This is a genomic window from Variovorax sp. P1_H2, assembly GCF_056405295.1.
On sequence record NZ_JBFUCJ010000150.1, the window covers coordinates 1 to 13,703 of the forward strand.

The following is a 13,703-nucleotide window of genomic DNA, read 5'->3' on the forward strand; positions in this document are numbered from 1 at the left end:
CGCGGGCGGTGCGGGCGGCACCAGCGGCACGGCAGGCGCGGGCGGCGCGAGCGGCGCGGGCGGTGCAGCCGGTTCGAGCAGCACGGCAGGCGCAGGCGGCGCGAGCGGCGCCACGGGTGCCGGTGGAGCGGGCGGTTCGGGCGGCGGCGGTGGTGCGGCCACCAGCACCGCGACCGGCACCCAGATCGGCGGCGCGGGCACGGGCGGCGCCGGCGGCTCGAGCACGGTCGGCAGCGCCACCAACGGCAGCGCCAGCAACGGCAGCAACTCCGCAGGCGCCGGCGGCGCGGGCGGTAGCGGCACCGGCGGCTCAGGCGGTGCGGGCAACGGCGGAACCAATACCGGCAACGGCGGAACCGGCGGCACCGGCAACGGTGGCACGGGCGGCGCAGGCGGCACGGCAACGGTCAACGCCGGCACGTTCAACATGTCCAACACCATGACCAGCGTCGGCCAGACGGCGGCGGGCATCATGGTCGCGAACCAGAACAGCGGCATCGCCTCGATGGTTCAGCAAAGCGTGAACGTGCAGGCCAACCTGTCCGTGGGACGCTGATCGAAGAAGCGTGAGACCGATCGTCGCCGTGCAGCCCGGACCGCCGGGCGCACGGCGAGGATCGGCTCGCTCTCACCGCAGGCCGAAGGGAGACGCCATGACATCCATCACCCGCTTGGGGCCCATTTGCATGGCCCTCGGGATCCTGCTGCCGGCGACGGTGGCGGCGCAGACCTCGCAGCCGACGCGCGAAGTGCCCGGCTCCGTGGGTCGTAGCGTGGCCTTCGTCGCCCAGCCGGTCGATGCGGACACGCTGGCCAAGACCCGCGGCGGCGCCGAAGTCGTGAACAACGACATGGCCCTGCACGGCGTCACCGCCGGCAATTCGGCGCGCAACGTCACGACGGGAGACAACACGATCAGTGCCGGTTCGTTCGCGAACATGAGCGGGCTGCCGACCGTGATCCAGAACACCGGCGCGAATGTGCTGATACAGAACGCAACGATCCTCAATCTGCAGATGAACTGAGGGACAGGCATCATGCGCCGCCTGTTGCTCTGCATCGCGTTGTTGGCGACGGCCGAGCTGGCCGCCGCCGACGGCGCCTACATGCCGTCGATCGCCATGGGCGACGTCGTGCTTCCATTGACCAGCATGAAACAGGCGCGCACCGGGCGCACGCTGATTCAGAAGTACGACTTCAGCTGCGGCTCGGCGGCCCTGGCCACGCTGCTCACCCACCACTACGGTCATCCGGTGAGCGAGGAAACCGTGTTCCAGGCGATGTACGAGCATGGCGACCAGAAGAAGATCCAAACCGAAGGCTTCTCGCTGCTCGACATGAAACGCTTCCTGGCGGCGCAGGGCTTCGAGGCCGATGGCTTCGAGCAACCGCTGGACAAGCTCAACGAGGCCCGCGTTCCGGCCATCGTGCTGATCAACTCCGACGGCTACCACCACTTCGTCGTCGTCAAGGGCGTGCAGGCAGACCGGGTGCTGCTGGGCGACCCGGCGCTGGGGACGCGCGCCATGTCGCGCAAGACCTTCGAGAAGGCCTGGCAGAACGGCCTGCTGTTCGTGATCCACAACCGCATGGAATCGGCCCGCTTCAACCTGGCGGCCGACTGGCGCGCGGCGCCGCGGGCACCGGTGGGCACCGGCATCGCACGCGACGGCATGACCGAGATCACGATGCCCAAGTTAGGGCCGGGAGATTTCTGATGGGCCCCCGCCGCGCCCCAGCGCTTCGGTCGGCCCTGCTCCTGTCGCTCGCGGGCGTCTTCAGCGCCTGCGCATGGGCCGACGGACCGGTCGATCCCGTCGAGCGGCACAACGAGATCTGGATGGCCGTCGGCGACACCACGCTGGACCACCTGCGCGGCGGCTTCGATACCGGCAACGGCCTGATGGTGACCTTCGGCATCTCGCGCGCGGTCTACATCAATGGCAGCCTTGTGACGCAGACCACGCTGAACTTCGGGCAGTTGAACAACCTCAGCGCCGCGCAGGCCGCGCAGCTCAACAAGCAGATGGCGGCCCTGCACCTGGTCCAGAACGGACCCGGCAATGTCTTCGAGCCGCAGCAGGCCGGCACCTCCGGCACCGTGATCCAGAACACCCTGGACAACCAGCACATCGTGAACCAGACCGTGATCGACGCCAGCAGCAACGGGCTCGGGATGGTCAAGAACTTCAACCTCCAGTCCACGGTGAACGAAGGCGTGGCGCGCGCCATCGGCGGGCCCCGGTAGAGGAACACCCCCGAAGCGCCTGCGGCGCTCCCCCTCAAGGGGGCGATACCAGCGGCCCGGCGAAGCCGGTTCCGCGGTATCCCTGGACTCTGGCTGCGCCGGTTTCAGGCGTCGCAGGTCACGCGATCGCGCAGTGGATCACCGAGCAGTCCGAAAAATCAGAGTCGCGTGGTGCCGTCCAGCGCCACGCACAGCGCGTGCAGATTGGGCACGATCAGCTGCGGCCGCGCGCCGTGCTCCCAGGGGCGCTCCTCGCGCACCAGCCAGGCGGCCTGCATGCCGGCATCGAGCGCGCCCACCACGTCGAGCGCCGCGTCGTCGCCGACATGCAGCATGTCCTCGGGCAGCAGCCCGACCGAGGCCGCGGCGGCATGGAAGATCGGCGCGTGCGGCTTGCCGCTGCCGAATTCGCGCGCGTTGAAGGCGGTGCGGAACCAGCGTCCGACGCCGGTGCGATGGATGTCGGCGTTGCCGTTGGACACCGCCACCAGCGGATAGCGCTCGCTGAGCCACCGGAGCGCCGGCAGCGCGTCGTCGTAGAGCGTGACGCGCTGGCGCTCTTCGAAGAAGACGTCGAAGGCCGGCTCGGCCAGCGCCGGGTCTTCGCCGGCGCGCAGCAGTGCGCCGCGGATCGACTCGCGGCGCAGCGCGCTCAGGTCGTGCGCGAGGTCGGAGCGCTCCTTGGCCGCGGCCTCGCGCAGTTCGCGCAGCACACCGGGCGTCAACAGCAGGCCGGCGGTCTTCGGCGCCTCGCGCAGCAGCCAGTCGTGCAGCACGCGCTCGGCACGCTCGATGGTCGGCCAGACCGGCCACAGCGTGTCATCCAGGTCGAGCGAAATCGCGGCGATGCGCTTGACGTCGAGGGCGAGGGGATCGGGGGTTGCAATGGCCATGCCCGAGAATATCGCATGCCCTTTTCCCCTGATCCGACCGCTGCCAGCATCGCCACGGAGCGCACAGCGGTGCTCTGGTGCAACCTCGGCTCCCCCGACGAGCCCACCGCCAAGGCGGTGCGCCCTTACCTCGCCGACTTCCTCGGCGACCCGCGCGTGGTCGAGATCCCGCGCCTGCTGTGGGCGCTGATCCTGCACGGCATCATCCTGCGCACCCGGCCCGCCAAGTCGGCCGCCAAGTACGCCAGCATCTGGACCCCCGAGGGCTCGCCGCTCAAGGTCTGGACCCGCAAGCAGGCCGTGCTGCTGGCCGGCTGGCTCGGCGAACGCGGCCATCGGCTGAAGGTGGTCGACGCCATGCGCTACGGAAATCCCTCGATCGCCGCGCGGCTGGACGCGCTCACTGCCTCGGGCGCGATCCGGGTACTGGTGCTGCAGGCCTACCCCCAGTACTCGGCCACCACCACCGCCAGCGTGATCGATGCGGTCAATGCCTGGAGCGCACGGATGCGGCGGCTGCCGGAATTCCGCTTCGTCAACGACTACCACGACGATCCGCTCTACATCGACGCACTGGCGCAGAGCGTGCAGCGCCACTGGCAGCGCAACGGCCGCGGCGACCAACTCGTGATGAGCTTCCACGGCATTCCCGAGCGCAACATCCGGCTCGGCGATCCCTACCAGGCGCAGTGCGTGGCCACCGCGCGCTTGCTCGCCGAGCGGCTCGCGCTTGCGCCGACGCAGTACCGAGTGACCTTCCAGTCGCGCTTCGGCCGCGCCAAGTGGCTCGCGCCCTACACCGAGCCCACGCTGCGCGAGCTGGGCAGGGCCGGCGTCGCCCGGGTCGACGTCATGTGCCCCGGCTTTCCGGCCGACTGCCTCGAGACACTGGAAGAAATCGCGATGGAAGGCCGCGAAGCCTTCCTGCATTCGGGCGGCAAGGCGTTCCACTACATCCCCTGCCTCAACGACAGCCCGGCGTGGATCACTGCGCTCAGCGGCATCGCCGAGCGGAACCTGGCCGGCTGGCCGACCCGCCCCTAGCCGTCGCGTTTCAGAAGCGCCCCAGATAGTCGAGCTTGCTCAGCGCCACGCCACGGTGCCGCAGCACGTCATAGGCCGTCGTGACGTGGAAGAAGAAGTTCGGCAGCGCGAACTGCAGCAGGTAGCGCTCGGCCGTGAACTTGAGTTCGTTGCCGCGCACCTTCATCGTGACCTCGCGCGCCTCGGCGCCGTCGACCAGCGCACGGTCGACGCCATTGAGGAATTCGATCGTCTTCGCAACCCGCGCCTGCAGTTCCGCGTAGGTGGTTTCGGTGTCGGGAAAGCTCGGCGCCGTGATGCCGGCAATGCGGGCCGTGCCGAGCTTCGATGCATCGCTGGCGCTCTGCACCTGCCCGGCCAGCGTGAACATGTCGGGCGCCAGCCGCGCGTTGACCAGTTCGGCCGGATCGATGCCTGCGGCCTGCGCGTGCGCCAGCCCCTTGTCGAGCACATGCGAGAGTTGGCCGAGGCCGCGGACGAACACCGGGACCGAAATATCGTAGAACGAGAGCGCCATGAAAGAAGTCTCCGAGGTAAATGAGCGGGCCGATTGTCGGCCCGCCGCGCTTCAGGTGCCGGCGGCGCGCACAAAGGCCTCGATCGGCTCCAGGTGCTCGGGCACGTTGAGCGCCGGCGCATGACCGCAGCCCGGCACTTCCAGGATCTGCAGGCGGCCGGCGGCACCGGGTCCTCGTGTTCGCATCTGCGCCAGCGTCTCGGGCAACACCAGGTCGGAATCGACGCCGCGCAGGCACAGCACCGGCACCTCGATCGCGTCGTAGTGCGTCCATAGCAGGTAGTCGTCCGGATGGGCCTCGAACTGCCGCACCATCGCTGGGTCGTAGTGCGGCGTCACGCGGCCGTCGGGCAGGCGCCGGGTCGAGCTCTCGGTCAGGCGGCGCCATTGCGCATCGCTGAGCCAGCCGTAGGGCTTGTAGACCGTGCGAAAGAACTGCTCGAGTTCGACCACGGTGTCGAAGGCCGGCGGATGTCCGGCATAGGAGCGGATGCGCGCGACCGCGGCGTCCGCGATCTGCGGCGCGTTGTCGTTGAGCACCAGGCTGGCGATGCGCGGCTTCAGCGTCGGCTCGAGCAGGCCCGAGGCGCAGGCCGTGCCGATCGCGCCGCCCATCGAGGTGCCGATCCAGTGCACCCGCGAGAGCTTCAGCGCGTCGAACAATTCGAGCGCGAGCCGGCCGTAGAAGGACAACTGGTACTCGTCGTCCGGCGACGGGCTCCACTGGCTCAATCCGCGGCCGATCGTGTCGGGGCAGATCACGCGGCAGCCGCGCCCGGCGAAATGCACGGCCAGTTCGTCCATGTCGCGGCAGGTGCGCGCCAGGCCGTGCCAGGCCACCACCACCGGGCCGTCGCGCGGGCCCCAGTCGAGCCAATGGACCTCACGGCCGGCGAGTTGCAGGTAGTTCGAGCTTGGCAGAATCATCTCAAGGCCCTCGCACGCAAACGGCCGACGATGCCGGTCGGGAAGTAATAGACGGAGAGCACGAACAACACCCCGAGCCACAACAGCCAGCGGTCGGGCGACAGCAGGGCCGACAGCCAGCCGAGCCCGCTCGCCGCTTCGCTGCCGATGCGCAGCAGGTCCTGCAGGTAGCTCTGCGCGATCACGAACAGCACCGCGCCGACCACCGCGCCATAGATCGTCCCCATGCCGCCGATCACCACGATCAGCAGCACGTCGACCATGATCTCGAAGCTCAGCGAAGTGTCGGGCCCGTTGTAGCGCAGCCAGATCGCGAGCATGGCGCCGGCCAGCGTCGCGAACAGTGCCGACAGCACCGAGGCCGTGGTGCGGTAGACCACCACGCGGTAGCCGATCGCCTCGGCGCGGAACTCGTTCTCGCGGATCGCCTGCAGCACGCGGCCGAAGGGCGAATTCACGATCCGCAGCAGCGCCAGCACCAGCAGCACCGTGGCGACGAAGAGCAGGTAGTAGCACAGCAGCCGGCCGTCGAGCGAGACGCCGAGGAAAGGCTCCTCTGCGAACTCGAAGCTCGGCGAGATCAGCTCGGGCAGCTTGAAGGTCAGGCCGTCCTCGCCGCCGGTGAAGTCGGACAGCTGCGAGGCCAGCGTCTGGAAGGCCGAGGCCACGGCCAGCGTGATCATCGCGAAGAAGATCGCCCGCACCCTGAGCGAGAACAGGCCGATCGCGAGCGACAGCACCAGCGAGATCGCCAAGGCAGCGCCGAGCCCGACGGCCACCGCGCCCCAGCTCGCGCCGAGCCGGCTGGCCGAGATCGCGATGCCGTAGGCGCCGATGCCGAAGAACATGGTGTGGGCGAAGCTCACGATCCCGGTGTAGCCCAGCAGCAGGTCGAAGCTCGCGACCAGCACGATGAAGACCAGGATCTTGGCCGCGACGCTGAGCGCCTTGACGCCCGGGAACAGGAAGGGTGCGAAGGCCAGCGCCAGCACCAGGGCCGCGAGCAGCAGCGCCAGCAGGCGGCTGCGCGGCAGGTCGTTGGAAAGTAGACGGGACAGCATGGCTTTCTCTTCAGCGGTTGGCCACGGGGTACACGCCCTGCGGGCGCCACAGCAGCACCGCCACCATCAGGAAGATGCTTGCGAACTGCGTCAGCGTCGGGACGATGAAGCCGATGTAGTTGGTCATGAGGCCGACCAGCAAGGCGCCGATCAAGGCACCGGCGGTCGAGCCCAGGCCGCCGATGATGATCACGATGAAGATCAGCACATTGACCTGCGCACCCATCTGCGGGATCAGGTTCTGCTGGAACAGGCCCCACATCACGCCGCCCAGGCCAGCCAGTGCGCTGCCGACCACGAAGACGCCGACGAAGAGCCGGCCGATGCGGTAGCCGAGCGACTCGACCATCTCGCGGTCCTGCACGCCGGCGCGGATCAAGAGGCCGATCTTGGTGCGGCCCAGCGTCCAGGCCAGCAGGCCGAAGACGAAGACGCCGATCACGACCGCGAGGATGCGGTACTTGCTGATCGCCGCGTCGCCGACGAGCAGCGAGCCGCGCAAGGCTTCCGGCAGCGGCAGCGGGATCTGCGCCGGACCCCAGATGACCTTGATCAGTTCCTCGCCGATGATCATGCCGCCCATCGTGATCAGGATCTGCTTCAGGTGCTGGCCGTACACGGGCCGCACGATGAAGCGCTCGAAGGCCAGGCCGACCGCGCCGGCCACGGCCATCGCGACCAGCATCGCGGGGAACACGGCCACGAGATTGCGCCACAGCTCGCCCGAGCCGGTCCAGTCGCCCATCAGGCCGAGCACGCTGCTGGCCACGAAGGCGCCGAGCGCGATGAACACGCCGTGGCCGAAGTTGAGCACGTCCATCAGGCCGAAGATCAGCGTCAGCCCCGAGGCGATGATGAAGATGATCATGCCCATCGCGAGGCCGGCAACCGTGAGCGTGAGCCAGGTCGAGACCGAGCCCGTGAGCGGCAGCGCGATCAGCGCGAGCACCGGCACCAGCAAGAGCGGCTTCCAGTCGAAGTCGATGTTTTTCATAGTGCCAACCCGAGCAAGGATTGCTGCAGTTGTTCGTCGGCCGAGAACGCGGCCATGCTGCCGCTGTGGACCACGCGGCCGTTGTCCATCACGGCCACCGTGTCGCCCAGACGTTGGGCAAAGCTGATGTTCTGCTCGACCAGCAGGATCGTGACGCCGCTGCGCTTGAGTTCGCCGAAGGCGTCGATCATGTTGTTGATGATGGCCGGCGCCAGGCCCTTGCTGGGCTCGTCGACGACCAGCAGTTCGCGCGGCTCGACGATGGCGCGCGACACGGCCAGCATCTGCTTCTGGCCGCCCGAGAGCTTGCCGGCCGGGTGGTTCCAGAACTTCTCGACCGCCGGGAACAGCTTGAAGATCCACTTCAGCCGCGCGTCGTCCATCTGCTCGGCGTTCTTCGCGCGGCGCGCGGCCAGCAGCATGTTCTCCTTGACCGTGAGGTCCGAGAAGATGCCCATGTTCTCGGGCACGTAGGCGATGCCGAGCTCGGCGATCTGCGGCGTGTGCAGCGCGGTGATGTCCTTGTCGCCGAAGCGCACGCTGCCCTGCGACGCGTGCCACAGGCCCATCAGCGTGCGCAGCGTGGTGGTCTTGCCGGCGCCGTTGCGGCCCAGCAGCATCGTGAGCTGTCCCTTGGGCACGGCGAGGTCGACGCCGTGCAGGATGTGATAGGCGCCGATGTGCGTGTGCACGCCTTTCATCTCGAGAAGATTGCGACTCATGAAGCCTCCTTCGCGACACCCAGGTAGGCCTCTTGCACGATCGGCGAGGCGATCACCTCGGCCGGTTCGCCATCGGCCACCAGCTGCCCGTTGTGCAGCACGATGATGCGGTCGGCGAGTTCGCGCACGACGTCCATCTTGTGCTCGACCAGCAGGATGGTCTTGCTCTTGTCCTGCTTGAGCTTGCGGATCAAGTCGAGGATCACCGGCGCCTCGGCGGCGTTCATGCCGGCGGTCGGTTCGTCGAACATGAAGACCTTGGGTTCGAGCGCCATCAACAGCGCGACCTCGAGCTTGCGCTGGTCGCCGTGCGGCAGGCTGGCGACGCTCGCATGCTCCTTGGACTTGAGCGCCACGGCGGCCAGAATCCCGTCGGCGCGCTCGGTCAGCGCGCGATGGTCGCTCCAGATGCTCCAGAGGTTGAGCCCGCGCCGATGCGCGCCCTCGCGCGTCGCCTGCACCGCGAGCCGCACGTTCTCCAGCACCGTGAGGTTCGGGAACAGGTTCGTCAACTGGAAGGCGCGCCCGAGCCCGGCCCGCGTGCGCGCCGAGGCCGGCAGCCCCGACAGCAATTGCCCGTCGAGCGACACCGTGCCCGCGGACGCCTTGAGCTGTCCCGAGATCAGGTTGAAGTACGTGGTCTTGCCGGCCCCGTTGGGACCGACGATCGCAGTGAGCGTGCCCGGCGCGAATGCGCACGAGACAGCATTCACCGCCACGTGTCCGCCGAAGCGAATGGTGAGATCTTTGGTTTCGAGCATGGATAGTTGATTGGGCGACGCAGTCCGCCCCCTTCGTGAAACACCGCGGAACCGGCTTTGCCGGGCCGCTGGTGTTGCCCCCGGCAGGGGGTGGGCGGGCTACACGCAGTGAGCCCAACCTGGGGGCGAGCCACAGTTCGCCGGGCCGCTGGTGTTGCCCCCGGTAGGGGGTGGGCGCCCGACACGCAGTGCGGGCAACCTGGGGGCGAGCTTTTTGCTTTAGCGTTTGTTCCGTATGGGGATGTCCATCTCTTCCGGCTTGATCTCGTGCACCAGTTCCGGCACGCCCCAGGCGAACGCCGGGTCGACCTTGATCTTGAAGTGGTACATGCTCTGCATCGCCTGGTGGTCTTCCTTGCGGAAGGTCATCTTGCCCTTGGGCGTGTCGAAGCTCATGCCTTCCATCGCGGTGATCAGCTTGTTGGTGCTGGTGTCGCCGCCGGTCTTCTTGAGCGCGGTCACCACCGCCATCGCGGCCGAGAAGCCGCCGGCCGTGAAGAAGTCCGGCGGGGCCTTGAATTCCTTGTAGTGCATCGAGACCATGGCCTCGTTGACCGGGTTCTTCGGAATTCCGAAGTAGTAGTAGGCCGCGCCTTCCATGCCCGGCAGCGCCTTGTAGGCCGCCATCGCCGGCAGGATGTTGCCGCCGGTCGCGATCTCGATGCCGTAGCGCTTGAGGTCGAGGTCGACGATCTTGAACGGATTGCCGGCACCGGCCCAGACGATCCAGATGATCTTGCGGCCCGGCTGGTCCTTGAGCTTGTCGATCAGGCGCTGGGCGCCGGCCGTGAAGTCGGTGGTGGCCGGCGGCAGGTATTCCTCATGCGCCAGCTTGGCCTTCTTGAGCGCGTCCTTGAAGGCCTTCACGCCGTCGCGGCCGAAGGCGTTGTCCTGGGCCAGCGTGGCGACCGTGACGCCAGGCTTGTCGATCGCGACCGCATTCGAGATCGCATCCTGCGAGCTGTTGCGGCCGGTGCGGAAGATGTACTTGTTCCACTTGTCGCCGGTGATCGAATCGGCCACCGCGGGCTCGACCAGCAGGATCTTCTTGTATTCCTCGGCCACCGGCAGCATCGCGAGCGCGACGCCCGACGATGTCGGACCGACCGCCAGCGCGGCCTTGTCGTCGGCGTAGGCCGCGGCCAGCAGCGACTTGCCGAGGTCGGGCTTGCCCTGGTCGTCCTTCTCGATGACGACGATCTTCTTGCCGTTGACGGCCATGGTGCCGCCGGTCGCGTAGTCCAGGCCCATCATGAAGCCGGTCTGGGTCTGCTTGCCGTAGGCTTCCAGCGGACCGGTCTTGCTGTAGACGAGGGCGATCTTGATCTCGTTGGACTGGGCCCAGGCCGGGAGGGCCAGGGCACCTGCGGCGGCCAGGCTGGCCAGCGCGACGAGGTAGCGACGTTGCATTCTTTGTCTCCTGAAGGTGATGGCTGAATATTGCACAGTTCGTGCCAGCCGCCACCCTCTTGAAAACAAAGGACTTTCCCTTGGTTTCCCCTTGAAAAGCCTGGAATCAGGACAGATCGACTGTTCTAATTTCAGGCAATTGCATGTTTTTTATTCAGGGTTTTCCAGACGTTCGTAGAGCGTCGCGCGCGAGATGCCCAGCAGCCGCGAAGTCGCCAGCTTGTTGCCGCCGGTCGCGGCCATCGCGGCGGCGATCGCACGGCGTTCGAGCTCGGCCACCTGCTGGGCCAGCGGCCGCAGCAAGGCCGCGCCTTCGTCCGAATCGGCGGCCGCGCTCGGCAGCGGCTCAGGCGCCGCGATCTTCTCCTGCCCGGCCTCGCGCAGGATGCGCTCGAGCTGCGCGGCGTCGATGCGCTGCGAATCGCTGCGCATGGTCACCTGCTCGAGCACGTTGCGCAGCTCGCGGATGTTGCCGCGCCAGTGCTGCGCGGCCAGCAAGGCCAGCGCGTCGGGCGTGAGTTCGGGTGGCGCCTCGCCGCTGCGCAGCGCCATGTCCTCGCCGAGCGCCTCGACCAGCGCCGGGATGTCGGCGCGCCGCTCGCGCAGCGGCGGCACCCGCACCGGCAGCACGTTGAGCCGGTAGTAGAGGTCTTCGCGAAAGCGCCCTTCCCTGACCAGCGACGCGAGATCGCGCGAGGTGGCGGCGATCACGCGGGCGTCGAAGGGCACCAGCTTGTTGGAGCCCAGCGGCTCGATCTCGCCCTCCTGCAGCGCGCGCAGCAGCTTGGCCTGCAGGCCCAGCGGCATGTCGCCGATCTCGTCGAGGAACAGCGTGCCGCCGTCGGCCAGCTTGAACTTGCCCTCGCGCGCCTTGCGGTCGGCGCCGGTGAAGGCGCCCGGCGCGACGCCGAAGAACTCGGCCTCGAGCAGGGTGTCGGGCACGGCCGCGATGTTGACGCTGACGAACATGCCGCCGGCGCGCGCCGAAGCGGCATGGATCGCATGGGCCAGCAGTTCCTTTCCGGTACCGGTCTCGCCCAGCAGCAGCACCGGGCTCGAGGACTGCGCCGCGCGCCGGGCGTGGCGCTTGACCTCGACCGCCGCCGGGCTGCTGCCGATGAAGCTCGCGAAGGTGTACTTGGAGCGCCGCTGCCCGTCGGCCGACTGCTGGTAGAGCGGGTTGGCGCGCTGGCTCGCGAGTTCGCGGCGGGCGTCGTCGAGATCGCGCTGYAACAGCGCGAACTTGCTGATCAAGGGCTGCAGCGTGGTCTCGGGATGGTCGAACAGCACGATGCCGATGGCACCGATCACCTCGCCGGGCGTGGCTCCGCCGTCGCCCTCGCGCTCCTCCCGCAGCGGGATGCGGCTGACCACGAAGGTGCCGGCCTTGTTGGTCAGCAGGTCGATCAGGATCGGCTCGCCGGTGTCGAGCACGCGGCGCATCTGGGTGTTGGGAATGACGTCTTCCACCAGATGGCCGAGGAACTGGTCGATCGACGAGAAGCCCAGCGCCGGCAGGAAGCGCCGGTAGCCTTCGTTGACCCAGACGATGCGGCCGCTGCGGTCGACCAGGAACATGCCCTGGCTGATGCTGGAGAACAGGTGGAACATCGAGCGCGCGGCGAGCGCGAGGATGCCTTCGGCATCGAGCGGCAAGGCGGGGGGTGCGGCGGAAGCGGATGACATGGCGGGATCGTAGCGCGCACGGGCGACAGGCCCCCGAATGAGGGTGCAACGGGCATACCCTCATGAATGAACGCAGACGACTGAGCCAAGAACAACATGAATCTTCAACGACAAGAATCAGATTTATCTTGCTGTCCGATATGACGTATCAGGAACAAATATCGGATCAATCTCGCAGACTTCACGGCCGAGCAAATCTACGCTCCGTTCTCTGGAGCAATCTTCAAGCGACATCAAGCGACGGCGCCGCATGAAGCCTCTAGAAATACCACCCCATTGCTTGAAGACCTGGTCGAATTGCTTCAGTTCGACCTTCACGTCGTTGCTGTACTGGTCGAAGAAATCGATGCGAACGAATGGCGGTCAGTCCGGCCTCGTTGAAGACTCTAGCGACGCCTTCGTAGCGAGGCGCCAGCCAAGTGCCAGCGCCGCCGACGGCATTGCTGAAATGCAGGGGGCGGGCGGCGCGCGCTCCCGGTAGGTCGTGTAAGGGTCACTGGAGAAGTCGGGTCCAAACATGGGAGCGCTTCCGCTGAGAGTATTCGACAGCAGGCCCGCTCAGGCAACGGCGCCGACAACCATGAAGACCGCCCTGGCGCTCGCGATCGGGGCGTCGTTCGACGTGATTTCAGCATTGGCGAAGGCCAAGCGGCTGCCGACCTTCACGATGCTGACGCGCGACTCGATCCAGTCGCCGACCTTGGCCATGCCGACGAAGTCGATGCCGAGGCTCGTCGTCACCATTCGCAGCGCGGGCGTCTTGGAGGTGGAGGTCACATAGCCGAGCGACACGTCGGCCAGCGTGGCGACCAGGCCGCCGTGGAGGAACCCCGACGCGTTGGTGTGCTTCTCAAGCGCCCTCAGCCCAACCGTGAATCCCCGCTGGATCACCTTGTAGAAAAAGGGCCCGGTTGCATCGAGGAAGGGGCTGGTCCGGAAGATTGGCTCGAATCCTGGCGGAGGGCCATCTGCGTCGGTGTCGGCTAGTCGGCTCATTTGGCTTCGATCTTGGCGACAGTAGCGACGGCGAAGGCCACGAGCTTGCGCTCGCCGGCCCGCTCGGAATAGATCTCTGCCTTCGTGACCACGGTTCGCGATGACGCCTTGATGACGCTGCCGATGCCGATGATCCGATCGCCGATGGCGGGTGCGAGCAGGTTAATCTTGTACTCCGAGGTCACCACGTCGCCGGCCACCGACCCCGCAGCCCAGGCGCAGGCGCTGTCGGCGACGAAGCCGATCACTGCGCCGTGTACAAAGCCATGGTGCTGGTTCATCTTCTCAGGGATGACCGGAATTGCCAGTTCCACATGGCCGGGCGATATCGAGATGACCTCGGCACCCAAACAAACCGCAAATGGCGTCTTGGCTACGATGGATTGCAGATACGTTTTCATTTCGTCGTTGGTCATTTCCTGCCTCGTCAAGTAGTTGCGATGA

15 protein-coding genes and 1 pseudogene are annotated in these 13,703 nt (G+C 67.3%); 5 read left to right on the plus strand and 11 right to left on the minus strand.

Features of this window, described 5'->3' with window-relative positions; all coding sequences use genetic code 11:
* The 4 genes and pseudogenes from AC1D2E_RS31750 to AC1D2E_RS31765 all read left to right on the plus strand — a co-directional run.
* Positions 1 to 556, plus strand: a pseudogene (locus tag AC1D2E_RS31750) (hypothetical protein); the annotation flags it as partial.
* Positions 557 to 653: 97 nt separating this feature from the next.
* Complete coding sequence (locus AC1D2E_RS31755) at positions 654 to 1,025, plus strand: hypothetical protein (protein WP_478201083.1); 372 nt, start codon at positions 654 to 656, stop codon at positions 1,023 to 1,025.
* Between the two features lie 12 nt (positions 1,026 to 1,037).
* Positions 1,038 to 1,718 carry a C39 family peptidase gene (locus tag AC1D2E_RS31760; protein WP_478201084.1) on the plus strand — a complete coding sequence of 227 codons (681 nt, stop codon included), beginning with the start codon at positions 1,038 to 1,040 and terminating at the stop codon, positions 1,716 to 1,718.
* Entirely contained in the window at positions 1,718 to 2,248 is a 531-nt protein-coding gene (locus AC1D2E_RS31765) for a hypothetical protein (protein WP_478201085.1), read from the plus strand. Before AC1D2E_RS31760 ends, AC1D2E_RS31765 begins: the two co-directional genes overlap by 1 nt.
* A 158-nt stretch (positions 2,249 to 2,406) precedes the next feature.
* Here the strand turns inward: AC1D2E_RS31765 and AC1D2E_RS31770 are convergent, their stop codons facing one another.
* A complete protein-coding gene (locus tag AC1D2E_RS31770) occupies positions 2,407 to 3,141 on the minus strand; it encodes an HAD family hydrolase (RefSeq protein WP_478201086.1) in 735 nt (244 codons plus the stop codon).
* 15 nt (positions 3,142 to 3,156) lie between these two features.
* Here AC1D2E_RS31770 and hemH point away from each other — a divergent pair, with 15 nt between their 5' ends.
* Positions 3,157 to 4,185 (plus strand): ferrochelatase, encoded by a 1,029-nt coding sequence (hemH, locus tag AC1D2E_RS31775; RefSeq protein ID WP_478201087.1) that lies wholly within the window; start codon positions 3,157 to 3,159, stop codon positions 4,183 to 4,185.
* Between the two features lie 10 nt (positions 4,186 to 4,195).
* Here the strand turns inward: hemH and AC1D2E_RS31780 are convergent, their stop codons facing one another.
* From AC1D2E_RS31780 to AC1D2E_RS31825, 10 genes are all read right to left on the minus strand, one after another.
* Complete coding sequence (locus tag AC1D2E_RS31780; RefSeq protein WP_478201088.1) at positions 4,196 to 4,702, minus strand: DUF1993 domain-containing protein; 507 nt, start codon at positions 4,700 to 4,702, stop codon at positions 4,196 to 4,198.
* Between the two features lie 51 nt (positions 4,703 to 4,753).
* A complete protein-coding gene (locus AC1D2E_RS31785) occupies positions 4,754 to 5,629 on the minus strand; it encodes an alpha/beta fold hydrolase (RefSeq protein ID WP_478201089.1) in 876 nt (291 codons plus the stop codon).
* The gene (locus AC1D2E_RS31790) at positions 5,626 to 6,690 is read right to left on the minus strand and encodes a branched-chain amino acid ABC transporter permease (protein ID WP_478201090.1); all 1,065 of its coding nucleotides are present in this window, start codon (positions 6,688 to 6,690) and stop codon (positions 5,626 to 5,628) included. The genes AC1D2E_RS31785 and AC1D2E_RS31790 overlap by 4 nt, the downstream gene beginning before the upstream one ends.
* 10 nt (positions 6,691 to 6,700) lie before the next feature.
* Positions 6,701 to 7,684: a branched-chain amino acid ABC transporter permease gene (locus tag AC1D2E_RS31795; protein WP_478201091.1), complete on the minus strand. Its 984-nt coding sequence runs from the start codon at positions 7,682 to 7,684 to the stop codon at positions 6,701 to 6,703.
* Positions 7,681 to 8,406 carry an ABC transporter ATP-binding protein gene (locus AC1D2E_RS31800; protein ID WP_478201092.1) on the minus strand — a complete coding sequence of 242 codons (726 nt, stop codon included), beginning with the start codon at positions 8,404 to 8,406 and terminating at the stop codon, positions 7,681 to 7,683. The genes AC1D2E_RS31795 and AC1D2E_RS31800 overlap by 4 nt, the downstream gene beginning before the upstream one ends.
* A complete protein-coding gene (locus tag AC1D2E_RS31805; RefSeq protein ID WP_478201093.1) occupies positions 8,403 to 9,167 on the minus strand; it encodes an ABC transporter ATP-binding protein in 765 nt (254 codons plus the stop codon). Before AC1D2E_RS31805 ends, AC1D2E_RS31800 begins: the two co-directional genes overlap by 4 nt.
* A 219-nt stretch (positions 9,168 to 9,386) precedes the next feature.
* Positions 9,387 to 10,577: a substrate-binding domain-containing protein gene (locus AC1D2E_RS31810; protein WP_478201094.1), complete on the minus strand. Its 1,191-nt coding sequence runs from the start codon at positions 10,575 to 10,577 to the stop codon at positions 9,387 to 9,389.
* 150 nt (positions 10,578 to 10,727) lie between these two features.
* A complete protein-coding gene (locus AC1D2E_RS31815) occupies positions 10,728 to 12,263 on the minus strand; it encodes a sigma-54 interaction domain-containing protein (RefSeq protein WP_478177645.1) in 1,536 nt (511 codons plus the stop codon).
* A gap of 558 nt (positions 12,264 to 12,821) precedes the next feature.
* Positions 12,822 to 13,259 (minus strand): PaaI family thioesterase, encoded by a 438-nt coding sequence (locus AC1D2E_RS31820; protein ID WP_478177646.1) that lies wholly within the window; start codon positions 13,257 to 13,259, stop codon positions 12,822 to 12,824.
* On the minus strand, positions 13,256 to 13,703 hold a 448-nt coding region (locus tag AC1D2E_RS31825; RefSeq protein WP_478201095.1), incomplete at its 5' end, for a PaaI family thioesterase. The genes AC1D2E_RS31820 and AC1D2E_RS31825, both read right to left, overlap by 4 nt.